Origin of the sequence: Simplicispira hankyongi, from assembly GCF_003570885.1 — a bacterium.
In the GTDB taxonomy this organism is placed as follows: domain Bacteria; phylum Pseudomonadota; class Gammaproteobacteria; order Burkholderiales; family Burkholderiaceae_C; genus Simplicispira; species Simplicispira hankyongi.
In genome coordinates this window covers 13,576-36,907 of record NZ_QXJC01000011.1, presented here as the reverse complement: position 1 = coordinate 36,907, position 23,332 = coordinate 13,576, and the positions used below count along the sequence as shown (strand labels likewise).

Sequence of the window (23,332 nt, the reverse complement as noted above, 5' to 3'; positions counted from 1 at the left end):
TATGTTTGCCCGTATGCTTGGCCGCAAACCTATCGCCTGATTCCGCGTGAACCAACCGACTCCCGCCATCGTGCCCCACAGCGCCGTGCGACCACTGCCGCGCTGGGCGCTATTGCTGCTGTGCACAGCCTACGTGCTGCCAGGTTTTATTGGCCGCGACCCCTGGCGCGGGGCGGACGTCACCGCCTATGGCTACATGCTGCAACTGGCGCAGGGGCATACGCCATGGCTGGCGCCACTGCTGGGCGGGCTTCCGCCGGAATCAGATGGCTTGCTGCCCTACTGGATTGGTGCCTGGGCCCTGCAAGGCACAGAAGGCATCCTGCCTGCCATCTTCGCCGCCCGGATTCCCTTTGCACTGCTGCTGGTCCTGACCTTGTGGGCCACCTGGTGGGGTATTTATGCACTGGCACGCAGCCCTGGTGCGCAGCCCGTGGCATTTGCCTTTGGCGGTGAGGCCTCACCCGCAGGCTATGCCCGTGCCATCGCCGATGGTGGGCTGCTTGCGCTGCTCGCCAGCCTGGGGCTGGCCCAGCCTTCGCATGAAACTACCGCCTATCTCACACAGCTGTGCGCCACCGCGCTGGTGTTCTACGGGTTGGCGGCCATGCCCCGTCACCGCTGGGGCCCGTGGGTGGCAATGTCCTTGGGTCTGCCCGGCTTGGTGCTGAGCGGCGCTCCGGTGCTGGCGGTGCTCTATGGCACGGGTGGCGCGGTGCTATGCCTATGGGCGCCAGAGCAGTTGCAGCACAGCGCACGCAATGGCCGCGCTGCCTGGGGCCTGCTCGCGCTGACCCTGGCGGCGGCGCTGCTTGCATGGCAGTTGGGCCTCTCGGAGCGGCATGTCTTCTGGCCGGATTTCGAGAAAGACGGGCACAACCTCGCACGCCTGCTGCTGTGGTTCACCTGGCCCGCCTGGCCGCTCGCGCTGTGGACCTTGTGGCGCTGGCGCGGCCATGTCTTCACCCGGTCATTGCAACGCCATTTGTGGCTGCCCATGTGGTTTGCCGGGTGCGCACTGGGCGCCACGGTCCTCTCGCGGCCAGCAGACCGCGCGCTGCTGCTGGGCCTGCCGGCGCTGGCAGCGCTCGCTGCCTTTGCACTGCCCACGCTCAAACGCAGTGTTTCGGCCTTGATCGACTGGTTCACTCTGCTGTTTTTTTCGGCCTCGGCGATTGCGATCTGGGTCATCTGGATCTCCACGCAAACTGGCATCCCCGCCCAACCAGCCGCCAACGTCGCCCGGCTGGCACATGGCTTTCGGCCGGAGTTTTCCGCTGTGGCGCTGGCCGTGGCGCTGGCGGCCACAGCAGCATGGTGTGCCGTGGTCGTCTGGCGCACGGGACGCAACCAGAGCGCGCTGTGGAAAACGCTGGTACTCCCGGCGGCGGGCACCACGCTGTGCTGGCTACTGCTGACCACCCTATGGTTGCCCATGCTTGACTATGCGCGCAGCGACGCACCGCAGGTTCGGGCCTTGCAGGCGCTCATCGGCCGCCCCGTCTGCGTGCATGTACTGGGACTGGACCAGGGCCAGTTTGCCGCGCTACAGATCTTTGGCAGCATCACCATGCAGCCACTTACCGCTGCTGCGCCGTCATGTCCCTGGCTCGTGGAAGCCGACGATGCTCCCACCCCGGCCTTGCGGCGCACACCGCCCGACGCGAAGGAATGGGTGCTGACGGGCCGGATTGGCCGACCAACAGACCGCAACGATGCGCTGGTGGTGTATCGGCGTGCCCCGCCCTGATTGGCGCATCAGCCGCTCACAACTGCGCCTGCCGTCGGCGCAGCCGGAAGGCGGGAAACGCGATCCGGAACGTTGAGCCTTTTCCCGCCACACTCTCGATGAGCAGTTGGGCGCCGTGGCGCTGCGCCACGTGCTTGACGATGGCCAGCCCCAGTCCTGTGCCGCCGGTATCACGCGAGCGGCTGCGATCGACCCGATAGAACCGCTCGGTGATGCGCGGCAGGTGCTCGGCGTCAATGCCTGGCCCGGTATCGCGCACCGAAAAAACCGCACTGCCATCGGGTTGCCAAGCCCATTGCACATCGACGCTGCCATCACCCGGGGTGTAGCGAATTGCATTGCCCACAAGATTGGCCAGAGCACTGTGCAATTCGGCCGGCACGCCCGCAATGTCACCCACATCTTCGGGACGGTTGAACTGCGAAAAACGGAGCGTCTGCCCCGGTGCGATCAGTGCCTGAAGGGCACGCGCCTCCTGCTCGCAGCGTTCGAGCAGCGCGGCGACCGGCACCCATTCAGCAATTCCGGGTGGCGGGCTGGCCTCAAGCCGTGAGAGCGCCAGCAGCCCCTCGACCACACGTTGCATGCGTTGGGCCTGCTGTGCCATGAGGGCAAGGTAGCGTGACTTTTCCTGGGGATCCAGCGTGAGCGTTTGCAAGGTTTCGATAAAACCTGCCACGACGGTGAGCGGCGTGCGGATCTCATGCGACACGTTGGCGACGAAATCGCGCCGCATGGCTTCGGCCTGCTCCACTGCAGTCACGTCGCGCGTCAGCATGAGCTTCTGGCCATCGCCATACGCGCACAGCTGGATCGACAGGCGGGCCACATGTGCACTCTCGGCCGGGCGCGTGGAGATCACCACATCGTGCGACCAGTCTTTTCCGGCCAGGTAGGCGGTAAAGTCCGGGTCGCGCAGCAGGTTGCCAATGAACTGCAGCACATCGCGCTGCGCATCGATGGCCAGGTGTTGTGCAGCGCGCTGGTTGCACCAGACAATCCGGCCCCGATCGTCGAGCAGCAGCACGCCATTGGGCGTGGCCTGGAGCGCATCGAGAATGCCGTGCAGGCGCTCGTCGCTCTCGCGTGTCGCCTGGTCTCGCACACGCAGCAGGCGCTGCACCCGGTCCACGGCTTCTCCCAACACCCCCACGCTCGCCGGAGCGGGGCCTTCGGGGGCCTCACGCAGCCAGTGCAGCACGCGGGCGGATCGCAGCAGATCGACGAGAAACCAGCACCAGACCACTCCAGCGCCCACCCACACCGCAGCCCAAATGCCGCCCAGCCAGAAACCGATGGCAGCCCCGAGGAGTTGCACCAGGAAAAAAATCAGCGCTCGGACCAGCATGAAAATGGGAGCCGGGGTATTGAATAGAAAAAATTGATCAAATCGGCCTCTAGCGCTTTATGCATATGGGCTACATGCTATGAATGTGAGAGTACATCACAGCCGAATGACTCCCGCACAGCGTCAGTCGGGGATGGCTGCACTGCCTCCAGCCTGACCGGAAAACCGGTAGCCCGCGCCACGCACCGTCTCGATCATGGCGCCCGCCTGGCCCAGCGCTTCGCGCAGGCGCTTGACGTGCACATCCACCGTACGCTCCTCAATGAAAACATGGTCCCCCCAGACCTTGTCCAGCAACTGAGCGCGGGAGTGCACCCGCTCGGGGTGCTTCATGAAGTAGCGCAGCAGCCTGAATTCCGTAGGCCCCATGCGCAGCTCAGTGCCCAGATACATCACGCGGTGCGTAGCTGCATCCAGCAGCAGACCGCCAAGTTCCACCGCCTCCGCAACCTGCTCAGGCGCACGGCGGCGCAGCACGGCGCGGATGCGCGCCAGCAACTCCTGGGTGGAAAACGGCTTGGTGATGTAGTCGTCCGCGCCGGCATCGAGGCCGGCGACCTTGTCGGGCTCGTCGCCGCGCGCGGTCAGCATCAGGATGGGAATGCCGCGCGTGCGCGCGTCGCCGCGCCACTTTCGCGCGAGCTGCAAGCCACTCTGGCTGGGCAGCATCCAGTCCAGCAGAATCACGTCGGGCAGTACGGCGTCAAGCTCGCGCTGTGCGCTGGGGCCGTCTTCGGCCCACACGGGCACAAAACCGTTGTGCCTTAGGTTGACGGCAATCAGTTCGGCAATCGCCGGTTCGTCCTCTACCACCAGCACTTTGGGAAGATGCCTCATCAGCGCAGCACCGACTCGATCTCGGCCACCGAGGTGTGGCGCACGTCCGTACCCTCGACCAGGTAAATGATGAGTTCGGCCACGTTCTTGGAGTGGTCACCGATGCGCTCAATGGCCTTGGCGATAAACAGCAGATCGAGGCTGGGCGAAATGGTGCGCGGATCTTCCATCATGTAGGTGATGAGCTTGCGCACGAAGCCATCGAACTCCTCGTCAATGAGGTCGTCCTCCTTGAGAATGGCCAGCGCTGCCCGAGTGTCGAGCCGCGCAAACGCATCCAGCGCCTTGTGCAGCAAACCGGAGGCGAGATCGGCAGCCACGCGCAGGTCCATGGTGGGGAGGTTGCGCGGCGCGCCAGTTTCGATGATGGAGCGCACCATGCGCGCCATCTTGCTGGCCTCATCACCCATGCGTTCCAGGTTGGCCGTTGCCTTGGAGAAAGCCATCAAGAGGCGCAGGTCACGCGCGGTGGGCTGGCGCCGGGCAATGATGGTGGAGAGCTCGCGGTCGATATCGACTTCGAGCGCATTGATACGTGTCTCTAGCGTGGCTACGGTGTCCACGGCCTCCAGGCTGAACTGCGACAGGGCGCGGATGGCGTGACCGATCTGCGATTCCACGAGCCCGCCGAGTTCCATGACACGGGCCGAAACGGTATTGAGCTCGGTATCGAACTGCGAGGATAGATGCTTTTCTGTCATGTTGCCTCCGGTCAGCCAAATCGGCCGGTAATGTAGTCTTCCGTTTCGCTGCGCTTGGGCTTGACGAACAACTGCTCTGTTTCGCCAAATTCCATCAGATCGCCGAGGTACATGTAAGCGGTGTAGTCGCTGCAGCGGGCCGCCTGCTGCATGTTGTGGGTCACGATGACCACGGTGTAATCGGCCTTGAGCTCGGCAATCAGCTCCTCGACCTTGGCGGTTGAAATGGGGTCGAGCGCGGAACACGGCTCGTCGAGCAGCAGCACTTCGGGTTTGATGGCAATGCCGCGCGCAATGCACAGACGCTGCTGTTGTCCGCCCGAGAGGCTGGCGCCGCTCTGATGCAGCTTGTCGCGCACCTCTGTCCAGAGCGCTGCCTTGCGCAGCGCCCATTCCACGCGCTCGTCCATCTCAGGAGCACTCAAGCTGTCGAACAGCTTGACGCCAAAAGCGATGTTGTCGTAGATCGACATGGGAAACGGCGTGGGCTTCTGAAACACCATGCCGACCTTGGCGCGCAGCAGGGCCACATCCTGCTTGCTGGTCAGCAGATTCTCGCCGTCTAGCACGATCTCGCCTTCGGCGCGCTGCTCGGGATAGAGCTCAAACATGCGGTTGAACGTGCGCAGAAGCGTCGATTTGCCGCATCCCGACGGCCCGATGAACGCAGTGACCTTGTTCTCAGGAATGTCGAGGTTGATGCCCTTGAGCGCATGGAACTTGCCGTAATAGAAGTTCAGGTTGCGCACGGTGATCTTGGGCACGGTAGGCATGGCGGTCGCCATGTGGGCAGTGTTCAGCCTGGAAGGCGGTGCAAGCGTGGTGGTCAGCATGGTGTCCAAACAGACGGCTTACGCCGTTTCATTTTTTGACGCGCGTGAGCACGCGCGCCAGGATGTTGAGGGCCAACACGGCCATGGTGATGAGGAACACCCCCGCCCAGGCCAGCTTCTGCCAGTTCTCGTAGGGGCTCATGGCGAACTTGAAGATGGTCACCGGCAAGCTGGCCATGGGCTTGGACAGGTCGGCGTTCCAGAACTGGTTGTTCAGCGCGGTAAACAGCAGCGGCGCCGTCTCACCCGCGATGCGCGCCACCGCGAGCAGCACACCGGTGATGACGCCGGCCCGCGCCGCACGCAGCGTGATGAAAGAAATCACCTTCCACTTCGGCGTACCCAAGGCATAGGCCGCCTCGCGCAGGCCCGCCGGCACCAGCAGCAGCATGTTCTCGGTCGTGCGAATGACCACCGGCACCACGATCAGCGCCAGCGCCAACCCCCCTGCGTAGCCGGAGAAGCTTTTGAAACGCGTCACCATGACGGTATAGACGAACAAGCCGATCACGATGCTGGGCGCCGAGAGCAGGATGTCGTTCACAAAGCGTGTGACCTGCGCCAGCGGGCCGTGGGTGTCGTACTCCGACAGGTAAATGCCCGCCAGGATGCCGATCGGCGTGCCCACGAAGGTGGCCAGCGCCACCATGGTGAGCGAGCCAAAAATGGCGTTCGACAGCCCCCCCGCTTCGTTGGGCGGCGGCGTCATTTCGGTGAACAGCGCCAACGACAACCCGCCCAGACCCAAGCGGAGGGTTTCCCAAAGAATCCACACCAACCAGAACACGCCGAACACCATGGCCAGCAGCGACAGACCCAGCGCAATGCGGTTGACGCGCTTGCGCCTGGCAAAACGCGCGGCCCGTGCAGCGCCCAGGTCGGCCGCTGAAATCAAGGTTTGCGAGGTGCTGCTCATGACCGGGCTCCTTCGTTCTTCTGCAGGCGCAGCAGCAGAATTTTTGACAACCCCAGCACCACGAAGGTAATGAAAAACAGCACCAGCCCCAGGTAGATCAGCGACGCCTGGTGCAGCCCCTCGCCTGCCTCGGCGAACTCGTTGGCGAGCGCGGACGTGATGCTGTTGGCGGCGGCAAACAGCGACAACGAATCGAGCTGGTTCATGTTGCCGATCACAAAGGTGACCGCCATGGTCTCGCCCAGCGCACGGCCCAGCCCCAGCATGATGCCACCCAGAACCCCCGTCTTGGTATAGGGCAGCACGACCTTGGAGACCACCTCCCAGGTCGTCGAGCCCAAGCCGTAGGCCGACTCTTTGAGCAACGTGGGCGTCACTTCAAACACATCTCGCATCACCGCCGAGATAAACGGAATGATCATGATCGCCAGGATGATGCCCGCCGACAAAATGCCAATGCCCACGGGCGGACCTGACACCAGCGCGCCCAGATACGGCACGCCAGAAAACAACTTTTGCAGCGGCGCCTGCACCCAGGTCGCCAGAATGGGGCCAAACACCATCAGGCCCCACATGCCGTAGACGATGGACGGAACGGCAGCCAACAACTCGATGGCCGTGCCCAGCGGGCGCCTGAGCCAGCCGGGTGAGAGCTCGGTGAGGAACAGCGCAATGCCGAAACTCACCGGTACGGCAATCAGCAAGGCGATGGCCGAGGTGGCCAAGGTGCCGTAAATCATCACCAGACCGCCGTACTCGTCCTTCACCGGGTCCCACACGCTATTGGTCAGAAAGCCCAGCCCATAGGCTTCGATAGCGGGCCAGGCCCCGATGACCAGGGACACCAGGATCCCTGCCAAAGTTGCCAGGGTGAGCCAGGCCGCCGCATGCGCAAGCAGCGCAAAAACACGGTCGGCCAGTACGCCGGAGATTCGAAACTTACGCGGTGGAGGCATATTCTTCTGGGCACCCGCCAGAGCATGGGCGCCTGGCGCGGAGGAAACGGTAAGTGTAGACACTGGCTGTCCTGGTGATCGAAATCGGGCGGCGGCGCCCAATGCGCCGCGCCCGACCGCGCTTACTTGAACGTAACGGCCTTGCCCGAGCTGTCCTTGATCTCGCCCCAGGCCTTCATGATCACGGCCTTCACGCTATCGGGCATGGGCACGTAGTCCAGATCAGCCGCCGTCTTGTCACCATGGGTGTAGGCCCAGTCAAAGAACTTGAGTACCGTGGTGGCCTGCATGGGCTTGTCCTGCACCTTGTGCATCAGGATAAAGGTAGCGCCCGTGATGGGCCATGAGTCCTTGCCAGGCTCATCGGTGAGGATCTGGTAGAAGCTCTTGTTCCATTCGGCGCCCGCCGCGGCGGCCTTGAAAGCCTTGTCCTCAGGCGAGACAAAGGTGCCGGTGCTGTTGGACAGCTGCACGTACTTCATCTTGTTCTGCTTGACGTAAGCGTACTCCACGTAGCCAATGGAGTTGGGCAGACGGCCAACGAAGGCAGCAACACCCTCGTTGCCCTTGCCACCCGCGCCGGTGGGCCATTTCACTGTCGTGCCTACGCCCACGGAGGACTTCCACTCGGCATTCACCTTGCTCAGGTAATTGGTGAAAATGAAGCTGGTGCCCGAACCGTCTGCGCGGCGCACCGGAGAAATATCGGCATCAGGCAGCTTCACACCAGGGTTGAGCGCCACGATGGCTGGATCGTTCCAGCGCTTGATCTTGCCCAGATAAATATCGCCCAGCACATGGCCACTCAACTTCATCTGGCCGGCTTCGATACCTTGAATATTGACCACTGGCACCACGCCACCGATCACGGTGGGGAACTGCATCAAGCCCTTCTGAGCCAGGTCCTTATCTTCCAGGGGCATATCAGAAGCACCAAAGTCCACCGTCTTGGCGTCGATCTGGTGGATGCCGGCGCCCGAACCAACCGACTGGTAATTGATGCGCACGCCGGTCGCCTTGTTGTAGTCAGACGCCCATTTGGCATACAGCGGCGCGGGAAAGCTGGCGCCAGCGCCGGTAGCCTCTTGCTGCGCGTACGCGCCGCCAGCAAACGCCACAGCCACTGCGCCAGAGACCAAAATTCGAATCATTGAACCGTTCATTGCAAAACCCCTTACCTTGGTTGATGGAAAGCAAGTGCAATTTAGGCGCTCAATGTGACATGTCTGTGACATATGCGACTCCCTGCATCCGTCGAAACCACCAGTGTCACAGCACCGTCACGGCACAAATATACGCTGAGCGCTTCTTCCACCAACCGCTTCGCGCGGGTTTGCCATGCCTTCAGGTTTGCGCTCCAGCCTTCCCATCAGCCGCAGGGGTTTTTTGCACGCCGCCAGCTCGGCCCTTGCCCTGTGGGGCCTGCCGTCTGCAGCCCAACCACGGTCACCCGGCACCGACACCACGCCGATTGCCGTGGCCCAGGTGGTGGATATGTCCGCCAACCTGCAGGACGTGGGGCGCGATTTCCTTGTCGGTTCACAGGCCGCCTGGCAAGGCATCAATGCCGCGGGAGGTGTGCAGGGCCGCCCCGTGCGCCACCTGAGCTTTGTCACCGACGGCAGTGCCCAGGGCACACGTGATGCCTGGCAGCGCATCGAGGCAACGGCCAACTGCGTGGTCCTGTCGGGCTGCGTGGGGGATGCGGCCACCCGCACCCTGACCGGACTGCAGGCCAAAAGCCCAAGCGGGGCCACGCTGGCGCAGGTGGCGCCCTGGGTACAGGCAGAGGACACCTACCCCGACAGCAGCGCCGTATTCGGTATTTTTCCGGGCTACCGCGAACAGATGGCCCACGCGCTCAGCTCCCTGTCCAGTGTGGGCGTGCGGGAAATCGGGGTCGCGTTTTCCCATGCCCGTCAACGCGATGCAGCCTTGCCCGCGGTCGAGCAGGCGGCCGCTACCCTGGGCCTGAAACTGCGCTCCCTGCCTGCGCCGGGCCAGGCGCCCAGCAGCGCCGAACGCCAGGCCGAGCAGACCCAGGCCATCGTGTTGTTCGTGGGCGGAACACCTGAACTGCATGCGTTCGCACAGCGTCTGCCAGCCCAGCCAGGCGGCCACCGCTACATCATTACGCTGGCCGATGTGAACCTGCAGGTGCTCGGGCAGATGGGCGGTGTGCCCCGCCACTCCTCCGTCATTGCCACGCAGGCGGTACCACTGCTGACCTCCAGCACCGGCGTGGTACGGGCCTATCGCCAGGCGCTCGCGCGCTACTACGACGAGCCGCCGTCGCCCCAGGGCTTGGCCGGCTTCGTGGCGGCGCGCTACACCGCAGCCGTGCTCTCGGGCATGCGCATGGGCATCACCCGCGCCAGCGTCCTGCAGGCGCTGCGCGAGCGCAAGGACACCGATGTGGACGGTTTCATGGTGCGCTGCGAAGGCGCCGAGCGCCGCAGCGGCTACGTGACCCAGACCATGCTGTCTGCCGATGGGCGACTGATCGGCTGATCGGCTGACCAGCGGGCTACCGCAGTGCCGGCCGGGCCGGGCGCTGCGCACGCGGGTGCTATCCTGCCCAACCCCGCCAACCGTCTGGTTTTCCCTATTTCCTCCCCCTATTTTTTCCACAATGCAAAACGGAACGTTGCTCGCCGCCGTCGATCTTGGATCCAACAGCTTTCGCCTTGAGATCGGCCGGCAAGACAACGGCCATATCCAGCGCGTGGAATACCTCAAGGAAACCGTGCGCCTGGGAGGCGGGCTGGACGAAGACCACAACCTGAGCCTGGACGCCATGCAGCGCGGCTGGGACTGCCTGGCGCGCTTTGCCGAACGGCTGGGGGGCTTTGCGCACACACAGGTACGCGCGGTGGCCACGCAGACACTGCGCGAGGCCAACAACCGGGAAGCCTTTCTGCACCGCGGCAGCGAGGTGCTGGGCCATGCGATCGACCTGGTCTCCGGCCCCGAGGAGGCCCGCCTCATCTACCAGGGCGTGGCGCACCTGCTGCCGCAGTCGGACGAGCGCCGGCTGGTGATCGACATCGGCGGTCGCTCGACCGAGCTCATCCTGGGCCAGCAATTCGACGCACAGGCCGTCGCGTCCTACCGCGTGGGCAGCGTCGCCTGGTCGACGCAGTATTTCGCCGATGGCCGCTTTACCGCCAATGCCTTCGAGCGCGCCGAGGTCGCCGCACAAGCGGCCTTGGAAGATGCGGCGGAGATGTTTTCGTCCAGCCACTGGGAGCTGGCCTACGGCGCCTCGGGCACGGTGGGGGCGGTGGCGGACATTCTGGCGGGCGCAGGTTTCGAGCGCGATCGCATCGGCCGCGACGGCCTGCTCTGGCTCAAAGCCCAGTTGCTGCGCGCGCAAAGCGCCGACCGCGTGCGCCTGGACGGCCTCAAGGAAGACCGGCGTCCGGTGATCGGGGGCGGCATCAGCGTGCTGTGCGCCGTGTTCGACCTGCTGCGCATCGACAGCCTTAACGTGGCCCAGGGAGCGCTGCGCCAGGGCGTGCTGTACGACATGGTCCAGCGCGAACACCCCGAATCCGACCTGCGCGTGCTCACCGTGCAGACACTCATGCAACGCTTTGCCGTCGATGTGGACCAGGCCGCACGCGTGGCGCGCACGGCGGTGGATTTGTATGGGCAACTGCGCGGCCCCGGGGCGATGGGCGCACGAGAGCTGGCCTGGGCGGCGCAGTTGCATGAAATCGGCTGCATCGTCTCGCATGTCGATGCGCACCGCCACGGCGCCTACATTCTGGACAACACCGACGCGGCCGGCTTCTCACGCGACGAGCTCGCCCAACTGGGCACGCTGGTGCTCGGCCAGCGCGGCAAGCCACGCAAACTGGATGTGGACATGAGCGACACCACGCTGGCCCTGCAACTGCTGTGCCTGCGGCTGGCCAAAGCCTTGTGCCATGCACGGCGCGACCCGTCAACCGAAGGGCTGAGCCTGCGCCTGTCCGGTCAGCGCTTTGCCCTGCAGGCGCGGCCCGGCTGGGCAAGCGAATTTCCGCAATCGGCCTACCTGCTGCAAGAGGAAGCGGCGGCATGGAACAAAACGCCCTGGGACTTGCAGCTTGATCTGCCCTGAACCGCTTCCACGCCATCCGAGCTCTCGATTGCTATAGTAAATATAGCTGTATTCCTATATTGGTATTGCGCTAGCGGCAGATTTTTATCAAATAGTTGACCTAAAGCAGTTCAGGCGACTGCACTGCCAGCAGCACGGTTTCCCATGCGTCCACGCGCTGGCGCTGGCGCAGCCACCACACCGCGCCCTTGCGCACTGCGCAGGCCCCGCCCGCCAGGCCAAGCGTCTGGGCCAGCACCTCGCCCAGCACGGGCTGGTGCCCGACGACCAGCACCGTGCCGCGCCCCTGCGGCCAGCGCGCGCAATCGAGCAGATCCTGCGCGCTGCCGCCCGGCGCCAGTTCGGCGCACAGCCTGAGCTTGCGCCCCAGGGTGCGTGCCGTCTGCTCGGTGCGCAGCGCCGGGCTGCACAGCACGCGCAGGCCTTCGGGCAACTGGCTGTCCAGCCACCGGGCCATGCGCGCCGCCTGGCGCTCGCCACGTGCCGTCAGCGGGCGCCGCAGGTCTTCAATGCCGACGCCGCCCGCAACGGCTTCCGCATGGCGCCAGAGGATGAGATCCATCACGGGGCGCGGCGTACCGCATCGCTTGCACCTTGGGCGTAGCGCGCCATCAGCGCGGCCTGCACGCTATTGCCAGAGACGGGGTGCTGCGCACGGGCGTAGCTGCCGTCGGGTCGCAACTGCCAGGCGTCGCGGTCATCGTGCAGCGCTCCGACCAGGCACTCGTCAATGATGCGCTGGCGCAGGCGCGGATCGGACACCGGCCACGCCAGTTCGACGCGGCGCAGCATGTTGCGGTTCATCCAGTCGGCGCTGGAGAGATACAGCACCTGCTCCTCACCGTGCGCAAAATAAAACACGCGCGCATGCTCCAGAAAGCGGCCGATCACCGAGCGCACCCGGATGTTGTCGCTCACGCCTGGAACGCACGCGGGCACGATGCAGGCGCCGCGCACGATCAGGTCGATACGCGCCCCCTGGGCCCCCGCTTTCAGCAGCGCCAGCGCCAGCGCTTCGTCCGTGAGGGCATTCATCTTGAGGACGATGCGCGCCTCCTGCCCCTGCGCTGCCGCCTTACCCACCGCGGCCACGCGCTCGAGCATGCGCCGCTGCAGGTGAAACGGCGCCACCAGCAGGCGCCGCATGCGCGGCAGAACACTCTGGCTGGCCAGATGGCTGAAAACCTGGTCCATGTCGGCGGTAAGCAGGGGGTCGGCCGTCATGTAGCTCAGGTCGGTATACAAGCGCGCCGTTCGTGCGTTGTAGTTGCCCGTGGAAAGATGGCCATAGCGCCGCATGCGCCGGCCCTCGCGCCGGGTGATGAGCAGCATCTTGGCGTGCGTTTTGAGGCCCAGCACGCCGTACACCACCTGGGCGCCAGCGCTCTCAAGCGCCTCGGCCCAGTTGATGTTGGCCTCCTCGTCAAAGCGAGCCTTCAGTTCCACCACCACCATCACTTCCTTGCCCAGGCGCACGGCCTCGCGCAAAAGTTCCAGCAACTGCAAGTCCGAGCCGGTGCGGTAAATGGTCTGCTTGATGGCGACCACCGCCGGATCGAACACGGCCTCGCGCAGCAGCGCCAGCACCGCATCGAAACTCTCGTACGGCTGGTGCGCCAGCGCGTCTCCTGCGTGCAGATGCGCGAACAGCGAGCCTGTGTGCGGCAAATCCCGAGGCCAACGCGGCGTCCAGACCGGAAACAACAGGGAAGGCTCGCTGGCCATATCGACCAGTTGCGACAAGCGCACCAGATTCACCGGACCTTCCACGCGGTACATGGCCGCCTCGGGCAGTTCAAACTGGCGCAGCAGGAAGGCGCAGAGAAACTCCGTACAGCCCGCCGACACTTCGAGCCGCACCGCCTGCCCGAAATTGCGCTGCTGCAGGCCCTGGCGCAGCACGGTGCGCAGATTGCGCACGTCTTCCTCGTCCACCGCCAGATCCGAATGGCGCGTGACGCGAAACTGCGACAGCTCCGTCACCTCACGGCCCACGAAGAGATCGGACAGGTGCGCGCGCACCACGCTTGAGACGCTGACAAACTGCCGGCCTTCAGGCGCGACGGAGGCCGGAAGGCGGAAAAAGCGCGGCAGGGCCCGCGGCACGCGCACGATGGCCACTTCGTTGTGGCGGCCAAATGCGTCGCTGCCGGAGAGCCGGACGATGAAATTGAGCGACTTGTTGGCCACTTGGGGAAAGGGGTGCGCGGGATCCAGGCTCACCGGCAGCAGCAAGGGACGCAATTCGCGCTCGAACAGCGCGCGCACCCAGCGGCGCTGTGCGGGCGACCGCTCACCATGTGCGATCACCCGGATCCCATGCAGCGCCAGTTGCGGGAGCAATTCGTTCTGGTACAGCGCGTACTGCCGGTTCACCAATTGGCGCACCGTGGCGGCAATGGCCTCGAAGGCCGGCCGGCCGGCCACCGAGTTGCGCGCGGACGCCAGGTGCGGCTCGGCCCGCACTTCAAAAAACTCGTCCAGGTTGGACGACACGATGGCCAGGAAGCGCAGGCGCTCGAGCAACGGCACGTCGGCCCGCGCTGCCCAGTCAAAAACGCGTTGGTTGAACGCCAGGATGCTCAGATCGCGGTCCAGCAGCGCGGCTTCCAGTCGGGGCACGGTGGGTGCGTGCATGGGCGGCCCAGGCGGCGGCGCCACGTCTTCGACAGGTGTTGGCACAGCGAGGCACAGGAGCGGACGAAGCATAGGCGAGCAGAACCCTCAGAGCAAAAGGACAGCCTGCGACAGCCAGGCCGCACCAGCGAGGCCAGTGGCGTACGCGCGCCGCGCTCGGTGTGCTTGGTAGTTTGTCCAGCCTTTGTGACACGCCCGTGACGCTCCCGTTCCCGCACCCGCGCCGGGAACCAGCGAGTCACCCGCGACCAGACACTGCGCATACACTTATTCGCCGTTGGATTCAGGCGCACCCACGGCGGATGGCGAAACAATTGCATACAATCTCGCAGCCAAGGTCCCCTGCACCCGCCCGGCCGCCTCCGCACCGCTGTTTCATTGAACGAGTTTGCCCCCTCCCTTTCTGCCGCGCCCCCCAACACGGCTTCGCCTGAGCGCACCCTGCACGAGTTGCAGGCGCTGCTGGACAACGCGGGCGCGGGCATCGTTTTCATCCGCGAACGGCAGGTGGTGCGCTGCAATGCCCGGTTTGCACAGTTGTTCGGCTATGCCTCGGCGGCCGAACTGATTGGCCAGCGCAGCGAGAGCTTTTCCCTGGGTCGAGCGGCCTATCGCGATCTGGGGCGCGCAGCCTTTCCCGTGATCGCGGCCGGCAAGCCCTACACCACTGAGCGCGAAATGCGGCGGCGGGGCGGCCAGCGCTTCTGGGCCCGCCTCACCGGCAGCCTGATCAATGCGGCCGAGCCGCTGGACGGTGCTGTCTGGGTCATCGATGACCTCGATGCGCAAAAAGCCGCGCAGAACCAGCTGGAAGCCGCCTTGTGGGAAAAGCAGACTTTGTTCGACCACGCCATGGTGGGCATCGTCTACCTCGTCGACCGCAAGATGACGCGCTGCAACAGCTTCTTTGAAAACATGCTGGGCTACGGTCCGGGCGAGCTGACCGGCTGCTCGACGCGGCAGTGGTACGCCACCGACGCCGAGTGGGACGACATTGCGCAGCGCAGCTATCCAGTACTGCAGCGCGGCGATTCGTTTGCGGGCGAAGTCACCATTTGCCGCAAGGACGGCCGCCAGATCGTCTGCGAAGTCTGCAGCCGGGCCTTGCATCCTGGCAAGCCCGCGTTGGGATCGCTGTGGACCGTGATGGACGTGACCGAGCGCCGCAGCGCCCAGGCCGCGGTGGCCCAGGCCCAGGCCGAGCTCGAGCGCCAAGTGCAGGAACGCACGCGCGAGCTCAGCGACACCGTCGACACCCTGCACCGCGAAATGAAAGAGCGCCGCGCCGACCGCGACCGCATCCACTGGCTGGCCCACTACGACGCCTTGACCGGCCTGCCCAACCGCACGCTGCTGGCCGAGCGCAGCCGCGACGCCATCAGCGCTGCTCAGCAAAACAATACACCGCTGGCCGTCGTCTTTCTCGACCTCGACCATTTCAAACACGTCAACGACTCGCTGGGCCACCGCGTCGGCGATGCCCTGCTGGTCGCCATTGCCGAGCGCCTGCGCGCCGTGGTGCGCGACAAGGACACGGTCTGCCGCCTCGGCGGTGATGAGTTCATTCTGCTGCTGCCCGGCGCCGATGCCAGGGGCGCGGAACGCGTGGCGGGCAAACTGCTCGATGCCTCCAAGACGCCCTACCAGATCGGACACCACGAGCTGACCATGGCGCCCTCGATGGGCATTGCCGTGTTCCCTCGCGACGGCGCAGATTTCGAAACGCTTACGCAGTCGGCCGACGTGGCCATGTACCGCGCCAAGCAGGGCGGGCGCAATACCCACCGGTTCTTCACGCCCGAGATGCAGGCCCAATCGGCCCGTGCCCTGACGCTGGAGAACGCGTTGCGGCGCGCGCTGGAGCGCGGGCAGTTCACGCTGCACTACCAGCCGCAGGTCCACATAGCCACCGACCGACTGCACGGCGTCGAAGCGCTGCTTCGCTGGCAGCACCCCGAACTGGGCGCCATCTCGCCCACCGAATTCATTCCCCTGGCCGAGGACAGCGGCCAGATTCTGGCCATTGGTGATTGGGTGCTGCGTACGGCCTTGGCACAGCTGCGCGCCTGGCAACACGCCGGCCATGCGGTGCCCAGCGTGGCCGTGAACCTCTCGGCCGTGCAGTTCCGCCAGCCCGGCATGCCCGAGCGCATCGGCCAGATGCTGGCCCAGGCCGAGCTGCCGGCGCATGCGCTGGAGCTGGAACTGACCGAAGGCGTGGCCCTGGACGACCCGCAGTCGGCGAGCGCCACCATGGACCAACTGAACGCCCTTGGCGTGCGGCTGGCCATTGACGACTTCGGCACCGGGTATTCGTCGCTCAGCCTGCTCAAGCGTTTTCCCATCCACAAGCTCAAGATCGACCAGTCCTTTGTGCGCGACCTGGGCGAGGACGCCAGCGACCGCGCCCTCGTCAGCGCCATCGTGCGCATGGCGCAGGCCCTGGGCATCGCAACCACCGGCGAGGGTGTCGAGACGCCGCAGCAGCTCGCCTTCCTGCGGGAACAAGGCTGCACCGAGGCCCAGGGCTACTACTACGCCCGCCCCATGCCGGGCGACGCCCTGCCCGGCTGGCTGCATTCCCACTCGCAGGCTGCGGGCAAGCAACCTGTGCCCTGACGGCCAAACTTTTGAGAAAAATAAGGCTCCAGCGCTTGTTGGTCCTAGGTTTTCAGCTATTTTCTAAATAGCAAATTACTTCTGTCTGCAGCGCGTGAGAAAATGCCCGATTCCTCACCAGACACCCAAAGACAACACCATGGAAGCAGAACGCATCAACCTCATCGGCAACTCCCTGCAAGACCTCACGGAGCGCACCCGTGAGTTACGGGGGTATCTTTGACTACGATGCCAAATTTGAACGCCTGCGCACGGTAAACGCCTCGCTCGAAGACCCCTCGGTCTGGAACGACCCGAAGAAGGCCCAGGAGCTCGGCAAAGAGAAAAAATCCCTCGACGGCGTGGTACTCACGCTTGAGCGCCTGACGCGCGAACTGGCCGACAACAGCGAGCTGTTCGAAATGAGCCGCGAGGAAGGCGACGAGGCCGGCCTGATCACCATCGAGCAGGAAACCGCCAAGCTGCGCCCAGACATCGAGGCGCTTGAGTTCCGCCGCATGTTCCGCACCGAAGCCGACCCGCTGAACTGCTTTATCGACATCCAGTCCGGCGCCGGCGGCACCGAGGCCTGCGATTGGGCCAGCATGCTGCTGCGCCAGTACCTGAAGTACGCCGAGCGCAAGGGCTTCAAGGCGACGGTGGAAGAAGAAACCCCGGGCGACGTGGCCGGCCTCAAGAGCGCCACCATCCATATCGAGGGCGATTACGCCTACGGCCTGCTGCGCACCGAAACCGGCGTACACCGGCTGGTGCGCAAATCGCCGTTCGACAGTTCTGGCGGCCGCCACACCAGTTTTGCCTCGCTGTTCGTCTATCCGGAAATTGACGACTCGATCGAAATTAACATCAACCCGTCCGACGTGCGCACCGACACCTACCGCGCCAGCGGCGCAGGCGGCCAGCACATCAACAAGACCGACTCGGCCGTGCGCCTGACCCACCTGCCGACCGGCATCGTCGTGCAGTGCCAGGACGGGCGCAGCCAGCACGGCAACCGCGACATCGCCTGGCAGCGCCTGCGCTCCAAGCTCTACGACTTCGAGATGCGCAAGCGCCAGGAAGAAGCGCAAAAGCTCGAAGACACCAAAACCGACGTCGGTTGGGGCCACCAGATTCGCAGCTATGTGCTGGACAACAGCCGTATCAAGGACCTGCGCACCAACGTCGAAATCTCCGCCACCCAGAAAGTGCTGGATGGCGACCTCGACGCCTTCATCGAAGCTTCATTGAAGCAAGGTATTTAAGGAATCTGCATGTTTTCATTGCGCGAAGACGGCCAGGCACCCGCCACCGCCCGCCACCGCGGCGACTACCAGGCCCCGGCCTGGTGGATCGACACCGTAGACCTCACCTTCGACCTCGACCCGGCCAAGACACGCGTCCTGAACCGCATGCGCGTGCGCCGCAACCCGGACGTGCCAGCGCAGCCGCTGCGCCTCGACGGCGACGAGCTGAACCTTGCGCGCGTGATGGTCAACGGCGCCGGCACGTCTTTTCGCATGGACGCAGGCCAATTGGTGCTTGAAAACCTGCCCCAGGACGAGGCCGGTTTTGACCTGGAGATCTTCACCACCTGCGCGCCCGAGAAGAACACCGCCCTGATGGGGCTCTACGTGAGCCAGGGCACGTTCTTCACGCAGTGCGAGGCCGAGGGCTTTCGCCGCATCACCTACTTCCTCGACCGCCCAGACGTCATGGCCAGCTACCAGGTGCTGCTGCGCGCCGACAAGGCCGCCTACCCGGTGCTGCTCTCCAACGGCAACCTGGTGGAACAAGGCGACTTGGATGGCGGCCGGCACTTCGCCAAATGGGTGGACCCGCACAAAAAGCCCTGCTACCTGTTCGCCCTGGTGGCCGGCAAACTGGTCGCGCGCCAGCAGCGCATCACGTCCCGCACGGGCAAGGAGCATCTGCTGGAGGTGTACGTGCGCCCCGGCGACCTGGGCAAGACCGAGCACGCGATGAATTCCCTGATGGCCAGCGTCGCGTGGGATGAAACGCGCTTTGGCCTCAGCCTTGATTTGGAGCGCTTCATGATCGTCGCCACCAGCGACTTCAACATGGGCGCCATGGAGAACAAGGGCCTGAACGTCTTCAACACCAAGTACGTGCTGGCCAGCCAGGCCACGGCCACCGATGTTGATTTTTCCAACATCGAGAGCGTGGTCGGCCACGAGTACTTCCACAACTGGACCGGCAACCGCGTCACCTGCCGCGACTGGTTCCAGCTCAGCCTGAAAGAAGGCCTGACGGTGTTCCGCGACCAGGAATTTTCCATGGACATGGCGGGCAGCGCCTCGGCCCGCGCCGTCAAGCGCATCGAGGATGTGCGCGTGCTGCGCACCGTGCAGTTCCCCGAAGACGCTGGCCCCATGGCGCACCCGGTACGGCCCGAAAGCTACGTGGAAATCAACAACTTCTACACCGTCACCATTTACGAAAAAGGTGCTGAAGTGGTGCGCATGATGCACACCCTGGTGGGCCGCGAGGGCTTTGCGCGCGGCATGAAGCTGTACTTCGAGCGCCACGACGGCCAGGCCGTCACCTGCGACGACTTCGCAGCCGCGATTGCCGACGCCAACCCCGGCAGCGAACTGGCCACGCGGCTCGATGCCTTCAAACGCTGGTACAGCCAGGCCGGCACGCCCTGCGTCAAGGCGCAAGGCGAATACGACGCCACCGCGCAAACCTACACCCTCACGCTCAGCCAAAGCTGCCCAGCCACACCGAACCAGCCGAGCAAGCTGCCTTTCGTCATTCCCGTCGAACTGGGCCTGCTGGCACAGGACGGCAGCGCCCTGCCCCTGCAGATGGAAGGCGAAACCGCCCCCGGCGCCAGCACGCGCACCGTGGTGCTCGACGCGGCCAGCCTGACGCTGCGCTTCATCGGCGTGGCGAGCGCGCCCGTGCCTTCGCTGCTGCGCTCGTTCAGCGCACCGGTGCGGCTGGACTACGCCTACACCGATGCCGAGCTATTGACGCTGCTGGCGCACGACACCGACGCCTTCAACCGCTGGGAAGCAGGCCAGCGCCTGATGCTGCGCTGCGCTATCAATGCAATAGCTGGTAGCGCAGATGCATCAAGCGCTGGAGGCACATTGGATGCTGAAATCATGGACGCGGACCTGCTCGCCGCCCTGCGCCGCACACTGCGCGACCCGCAACTCGACGCCGCCTACAAGGAGCTGGTGCTGAGCCTGCCCTCCGAAAGCTACCTGGCCGAGCAGCTCGACGTGGTGGACCCGCAGCGCGTGCATGCGGTGCGCGAAGCCATGCGCCTGCAACTGGCCACCGCCCTGCGCAGCGACTGGGAAGCCGCCTACGAAGCCAGCCACGACACCGGCGCCTACCAGCCAGACGCGGCGTCGGCCGGCCGCCGCGCCCTCGCCGGCCAGGCGCTGTCCATGCTGTGCCTCGCCGCGCAGCACACGGGTGACGCCGTCTGGCCCGGCAAAACGCTGCAGCGCTTCAAGGATGCCGGCAACATGACCGACCGCTTTGCTGCACTTGCAGCCCTGGTCACCAGCGGCCACCCGCACGCCGCGGCCGCACTGGCGCGCTTCCATGCCTTGTTCAAGGACGACGCCCTGGTCATCGACAAATGGTTTGCCCTGCAGGCCGGCACGCCCGATCGCGGCGGCCACGTACTGCCCGCCGTGCAGGCGCTGATGAAGCACCCGGACTTCCAGATCGGCAATCCGAACCGCGCGCGCAGCCTCATCTTCAGCTACTGCAGCGCCAACCCTGGCGCCTTTCACCGCGCAGACGGCGCCGGCTACCGCTTCTGGGCCGACCGCGTGCTCGCGCTTGACGCCATCAACCCGCAAGTCGCCGCCCGCCTGGCGCGCGCCTTGGACCGCTGGAGCAAGCTGGCCGAACCCTGGCGCAGCGTGGCGCATACCGCCATTGCCCAAGTGGCCGGACATGCCAAACTCAGCAAGGACGTGCGCGAGGTGGTCACCCGCGCCCTGGAGACCCCATGACACCCCCCAAGAAAATCTCCCTCACCCGCTACCTCGTTGAGCAGCAGCGCATCGACGGCCTCATCCCCGGCCAGTTGCGCCTGCTGCTTGAAGTGGTCGCACGCGCCTGCAAGAGCATCAGCCACGCGGTGAACAAGGGCGCGCTCGGCGGCGTTCTGGGCAGTGCCGACAGCGAAAACGTGCAGGGCGAAATCCAGAAGAAGCTCGACATCATCGCCAACGAGGTGCTGATCGAAGCCAACGAATGGGGCGGCCACCTGGCGGGCATGGCGTCCGAAGAAATGGACGCCATCTACGTAGTGCCCAACCGCTACCCCAAGGGCGAATACCTGCTGCTGTTCGACCCACTCGATGGCTCCAGCAACATCGACGTGAACGTCAGCATCGGCACCATCTTCAGCGTGCTGCACATGCCCGAAGGTGACCGCGGCGTGGACGAAGGCGATTTTCTGCAGCCCGGCAACCGCCAGGTCGCCGCCGGCTACTGCGTCTACGGCCCGCAGACCACCCTGGTACTGACCGTGGGCGACGGCGTCGTCATGTTCACGCTGGACCGCGAGCAGGGTTCGTTCGTCCTCACCCAGGAGAACGTGCGCATTCCCGCCGACACGCAGGAATTCGCCATCAACATGAGCAACATGCGCCACTGGGCCCCGCCCGTGCGCCGCTACATCGACGAGTGCCTGGCCGGCAAGGAAGGCCCGCGCGGCAAAGACTTCAACATGCGCTGGATCGCCAGCATGGTGGCCGACGTGCACCGCATCCTCACCCGCGGCGGCGTCTTCATGTACCCCTGGGATCAACGCGAACCCAACAAGCCCGGCAAGCTGCGCCTGATGTACGAGGCCAACCCCATGGCCTGGCTCATCGAGCAGGCCGGCGGCGCCGCCACGAATGGCAAGGAGCGCATCCTGGACATCCAGCCGACCAAGCTGCATGAACGCGTCAGCGTCATTCTGGGCTCAAAAAACGAGGTTGAACGCGTGACCAGCTACCATTCCGGGCTATAATTTTGAGCTAAGCCGGTGTAGCTCAGTCGGTAGAGCAGCTCATTCGTAATGAGAAGGTCGGGTGTTCGATTCATCTCTCCGGCACCAAATGAAGGCCCCTGATTCGCAAGAGTCAGGGGCTTTTCTTTTGATCCTGCCTGTGGATGATTGGACCGCGCTTAATAAGAGCGCTTACACCACCGCCGCCTATAAGCGCCTTGGACGAATTGGCCCATCCTTGGCGCCTTAAGACCCCTCTCAGCTCCCCGCCACCTTCATCCGGTTCACCAGCACCGACCCAATTGTTTTCGCACCGTAGTTGTACGCGTCCGCGCCCACCGCCTCGATGCCCTTGAGCATGGCGGCCATGTTGCCGGCGATGGTGATTTCGTGCACTGGGTAGGCGATTTCTCCGTTCTCCACCCAAAAGCCGCTGGCGCCGCGCGAATAGTCGCCGGTGACGTAGTTCACGCCCTGGCCCATCAGCTCGATGACGAACAGGCCCGTGCCCAGTTTTTTCAGCATCGCGTCCAGGTCGTCGCCTTTTTTCGTGCGGCGCGAACTCAGGATGAGATTGTGCGAACCGCCGGCATTGCCCGTGGTTTTCATTCCCAATTTGCGGGCCGAATAGCTGCTCAGGAAGTAACCCTGCACGCAGCCGGCGTCCACCACCTTGCGCGGCGCCACGCGCACGCCCTCTTCGTCAAAAGGCGAACTGCCTTTGCCGCGCGCGATGAACGGGTCTTCCAGAATATCAATGTGCTTGGGGAAAACCTGCTTGCCCAGCGAGTCGAGCAAAAAACTGCTTTTTCGGTACAACGCGCCACCGCTCACCGCCTGTACAAAGGCGCCGAGCAGGCCCGCCGCCAAAGGTGACTCGAACAGCACCGGGCATTGTGTCGTGGGGAGCTTGCGGCTGCCCAGGCGCGCGAGCGCACGCTCGGCGGCGTAACGGCCCACGTCAGCCGGTGCGGCCAGCTCCTGCGCGTCGCGCATGGAGCTGTACCAGGCGTCGCGCTGCATGTCGCCGCGCTTGCCGGGGCTTTTGGCGATGGGGGCACAAGAGAGGCTGTGGCGCGAGGTGGCGTAGCCGCCGCGAAAACCACGCGTGTGGGCGGTGAAAAAATGGCTTTGCTGGGCCGACACGCCAGCGCCCTCGCTGTTGGTGATGCGCCGGCTGGTGGCAAAGGCTGCGGCCTCGCATTCGAGCGCGATGCGCGCTGCCTCTTCGCTGGTCAGGGCCCAGGGGTGGAACAGCTCCAGATCGGTGCGGTGCGTCTCGGGCAGGGCAATATCGCCTTCATCGGGCAGACCCGCCATGGGGTCGGCAGCGGTAAAGCGGGCAATATCATAGGCCGCCTGCACGGTCTGCTCGATGGCGGCACGCGAAAAATCCGAGGTGCTGGCGTTACCGCGGCGCTGGCCGACATAGACCGTAACGCCGAGTGACTTGTCGCGGTTGCGCTCCACAGTCTCGAGCTCGCCCTTGCGAACGCCTACCGACAGGCCGCTGCCCTCGGAGGCTTCGGCGGCGGCATCGCTCGCGCCGAGTTTTTTGGCGTGTTGCAACGCCTGGTCCACCAGTTCTTCAAAAAACGGGCGGGAATAGCTGAAGCCGGTGTCGGCGCGGGAGTCGGTTGGGTTCATGGCGAGGG

The 23,332-nt window shown here is 64.8% G+C and carries 17 protein-coding genes and 1 tRNA gene; 8 read left to right on the top strand and 10 right to left on the bottom strand.

The window, feature by feature from the left end; all coding sequences use genetic code 11:
- Nucleotides 1-46 precede the first annotated feature (46 nt).
- On the top strand, nt 47-1,750 hold the full coding sequence (locus D3F03_RS15970) for a hypothetical protein (RefSeq protein ID WP_119110438.1): 1,704 nt from the start codon (nt 47-49) through the stop codon (nt 1,748-1,750).
- Nucleotides 1,751-1,766: 16 nt separating this feature from the next.
- Here D3F03_RS15970 and phoR read toward each other — a convergent pair whose 3' ends face one another.
- The 7 genes from phoR to pstS all read right to left on the bottom strand — a co-directional run bounded on the left by phoR (nt 1,767) and on the right by pstS (nt 8,504).
- Nucleotides 1,767-3,098 carry a phosphate regulon sensor histidine kinase PhoR gene (gene phoR / locus D3F03_RS15965; RefSeq protein ID WP_119110437.1) on the bottom strand — a complete coding sequence of 444 codons (1,332 nt, stop codon included), beginning with the start codon at nt 3,096-3,098 and terminating at the stop codon, nt 1,767-1,769.
- A 123-nt stretch (nt 3,099-3,221) separates the two neighbouring features.
- Nucleotides 3,222-3,935: a phosphate regulon transcriptional regulator PhoB gene (gene phoB / locus D3F03_RS15960; RefSeq protein ID WP_119110436.1), complete on the bottom strand. Its 714-nt coding sequence runs from the start codon at nt 3,933-3,935 to the stop codon at nt 3,222-3,224.
- The gene (gene phoU, locus D3F03_RS15955; protein WP_119110435.1) at nt 3,935-4,636 is read right to left on the bottom strand and encodes a phosphate signaling complex protein PhoU; all 702 of its coding nucleotides are present in this window, start codon (nt 4,634-4,636) and stop codon (nt 3,935-3,937) included. Before phoU ends, phoB begins: the two co-directional genes overlap by 1 nt.
- Nucleotides 4,637-4,647: 11 nt before the next feature.
- The gene (pstB, locus tag D3F03_RS15950; RefSeq protein WP_119110493.1) at nt 4,648-5,421 is read right to left on the bottom strand and encodes a phosphate ABC transporter ATP-binding protein PstB; all 774 of its coding nucleotides are present in this window, start codon (nt 5,419-5,421) and stop codon (nt 4,648-4,650) included.
- Nucleotides 5,422-5,497: 76 nt separating this feature from the next.
- The gene (gene pstA / locus D3F03_RS15945) at nt 5,498-6,385 is read right to left on the bottom strand and encodes a phosphate ABC transporter permease PstA (protein WP_119110434.1); all 888 of its coding nucleotides are present in this window, start codon (nt 6,383-6,385) and stop codon (nt 5,498-5,500) included.
- Nucleotides 6,382-7,341 carry a phosphate ABC transporter permease subunit PstC gene (gene pstC / locus D3F03_RS15940; RefSeq protein ID WP_119110433.1) on the bottom strand — a complete coding sequence of 320 codons (960 nt, stop codon included), beginning with the start codon at nt 7,339-7,341 and terminating at the stop codon, nt 6,382-6,384. Before pstC ends, pstA begins: the two co-directional genes overlap by 4 nt.
- Before the next feature lie 122 nt (nt 7,342-7,463).
- Nucleotides 7,464-8,504, bottom strand: coding sequence for a phosphate ABC transporter substrate-binding protein PstS (gene pstS / locus D3F03_RS15935; protein ID WP_119110432.1), 1,041 nt, complete (start codon nt 8,502-8,504; stop codon nt 7,464-7,466).
- Nucleotides 8,505-8,679: 175 nt separating this feature from the next.
- Here pstS and D3F03_RS15930 point away from each other — a divergent pair, with 175 nt between their 5' ends.
- Both D3F03_RS15930 and D3F03_RS15925 read left to right on the top strand, forming a co-directional pair.
- Nucleotides 8,680-9,852 (top strand): ABC transporter substrate-binding protein, encoded by a 1,173-nt coding sequence (locus D3F03_RS15930; RefSeq protein WP_119110431.1) that lies wholly within the window; start codon nt 8,680-8,682, stop codon nt 9,850-9,852.
- A gap of 121 nt (nt 9,853-9,973) precedes the next feature.
- A complete protein-coding gene (locus tag D3F03_RS15925) occupies nt 9,974-11,449 on the top strand; it encodes a Ppx/GppA phosphatase family protein (protein ID WP_119110430.1) in 1,476 nt (491 codons plus the stop codon).
- Nucleotides 11,450-11,549: 100 nt separating this feature from the next.
- Here the strand turns inward: D3F03_RS15925 and D3F03_RS15920 are convergent, their stop codons facing one another.
- Both D3F03_RS15920 and ppk1 read right to left on the bottom strand, forming a co-directional pair.
- Nucleotides 11,550-12,014 (bottom strand): SixA phosphatase family protein, encoded by a 465-nt coding sequence (locus tag D3F03_RS15920; RefSeq protein ID WP_119110429.1) that lies wholly within the window; start codon nt 12,012-12,014, stop codon nt 11,550-11,552.
- Nucleotides 12,011-14,086: a polyphosphate kinase 1 gene (gene ppk1 / locus D3F03_RS15915; RefSeq protein ID WP_245960660.1), complete on the bottom strand. Its 2,076-nt coding sequence runs from the start codon at nt 14,084-14,086 to the stop codon at nt 12,011-12,013. The genes D3F03_RS15920 and ppk1 overlap by 4 nt, the downstream gene beginning before the upstream one ends.
- A 378-nt stretch (nt 14,087-14,464) precedes the next feature.
- Here ppk1 and D3F03_RS15910 point away from each other — a divergent pair, with 378 nt between their 5' ends.
- The 5 genes from D3F03_RS15910 to D3F03_RS15890 all read left to right on the top strand — a co-directional run bounded on the left by D3F03_RS15910 (nt 14,465) and on the right by D3F03_RS15890 (nt 21,785).
- The gene (locus tag D3F03_RS15910) at nt 14,465-16,705 is read left to right on the top strand and encodes a sensor domain-containing protein (protein WP_119110427.1); all 2,241 of its coding nucleotides are present in this window, start codon (nt 14,465-14,467) and stop codon (nt 16,703-16,705) included.
- Nucleotides 16,706-16,844: 139 nt separating this feature from the next.
- Nucleotides 16,845-17,949, top strand: a protein-coding gene (gene prfB / locus D3F03_RS15905) for a peptide chain release factor 2 (protein WP_119110426.1) whose coding sequence is annotated in 2 segments (ribosomal slippage) — nt 16,845-16,925 and nt 16,927-17,949 — 1,104 coding nt in all. Because the reading frame shifts where the segments join, the coding sequence is not laid out codon by codon here.
- 9 nt (nt 17,950-17,958) lie between these two features.
- Nucleotides 17,959-20,688, top strand: coding sequence for an aminopeptidase N (pepN, locus tag D3F03_RS15900; protein WP_119110425.1), 2,730 nt, complete (start codon nt 17,959-17,961; stop codon nt 20,686-20,688).
- Nucleotides 20,685-21,698, top strand: coding sequence for a class 1 fructose-bisphosphatase (locus D3F03_RS15895; RefSeq protein ID WP_119110424.1), 1,014 nt, complete (start codon nt 20,685-20,687; stop codon nt 21,696-21,698). Before pepN ends, D3F03_RS15895 begins: the two co-directional genes overlap by 4 nt.
- Before the next feature lie 11 nt (nt 21,699-21,709).
- A tRNA-Thr gene (locus D3F03_RS15890) sits at nt 21,710-21,785 on the top strand.
- A 150-nt stretch (nt 21,786-21,935) separates the two neighbouring features.
- Here the strand turns inward: D3F03_RS15890 and pmbA are convergent.
- Nucleotides 21,936-23,324 carry a metalloprotease PmbA gene (gene pmbA / locus D3F03_RS15885; protein WP_119110423.1) on the bottom strand — a complete coding sequence of 463 codons (1,389 nt, stop codon included), beginning with the start codon at nt 23,322-23,324 and terminating at the stop codon, nt 21,936-21,938.
- Nucleotides 23,325-23,332 lie beyond the last annotated feature (8 nt).

What these genes read in the sequence shown, in the direction of transcription:
- phoU (WP_119110435.1), bottom strand. Translation starts at nt 4,636, where the DNA reads ATGACAGAAAAGCATCTATCCTCGCAGTTCGATACCGAGCTCAATACC.
- pmbA (WP_119110423.1), bottom strand. Translation starts at nt 23,324, where the DNA reads ATGAACCCAACCGACTCCCGCGCCGACACCGGCTTCAGCTATTCCCGC.
- pstB (WP_119110493.1), bottom strand. Translation starts at nt 5,421, where the DNA reads ATGGCGACCGCCATGCCTACCGTGCCCAAGATCACCGTGCGCAACCTG.
- pstA (WP_119110434.1), bottom strand. Translation starts at nt 6,385, where the DNA reads ATGAGCAGCACCTCGCAAACCTTGATTTCAGCGGCCGACCTGGGCGCT.
- phoB (WP_119110436.1), bottom strand. Translation starts at nt 3,935, where the DNA reads ATGAGGCATCTTCCCAAAGTGCTGGTGGTAGAGGACGAACCGGCGATT.
- pepN (WP_119110425.1), top strand. Translation starts at nt 17,959, where the DNA reads ATGTTTTCATTGCGCGAAGACGGCCAGGCACCCGCCACCGCCCGCCAC.
- D3F03_RS15925 (WP_119110430.1), top strand. Translation starts at nt 9,974, where the DNA reads ATGCAAAACGGAACGTTGCTCGCCGCCGTCGATCTTGGATCCAACAGC.
- ppk1 (WP_245960660.1), bottom strand. Translation starts at nt 14,086, where the DNA reads ATGCACGCACCCACCGTGCCCCGACTGGAAGCCGCGCTGCTGGACCGC.
- pstS (WP_119110432.1), bottom strand. Translation starts at nt 8,504, where the DNA reads ATGAACGGTTCAATGATTCGAATTTTGGTCTCTGGCGCAGTGGCTGTG.
- phoR (WP_119110437.1), bottom strand. Translation starts at nt 3,098, where the DNA reads ATGCTGGTCCGAGCGCTGATTTTTTTCCTGGTGCAACTCCTCGGGGCT.
- D3F03_RS15895 (WP_119110424.1), top strand. Translation starts at nt 20,685, where the DNA reads ATGACACCCCCCAAGAAAATCTCCCTCACCCGCTACCTCGTTGAGCAG.
- pstC (WP_119110433.1), bottom strand. Translation starts at nt 7,341, where the DNA reads ATGCCTCCACCGCGTAAGTTTCGAATCTCCGGCGTACTGGCCGACCGT.
- D3F03_RS15930 (WP_119110431.1), top strand. Translation starts at nt 8,680, where the DNA reads ATGCCTTCAGGTTTGCGCTCCAGCCTTCCCATCAGCCGCAGGGGTTTT.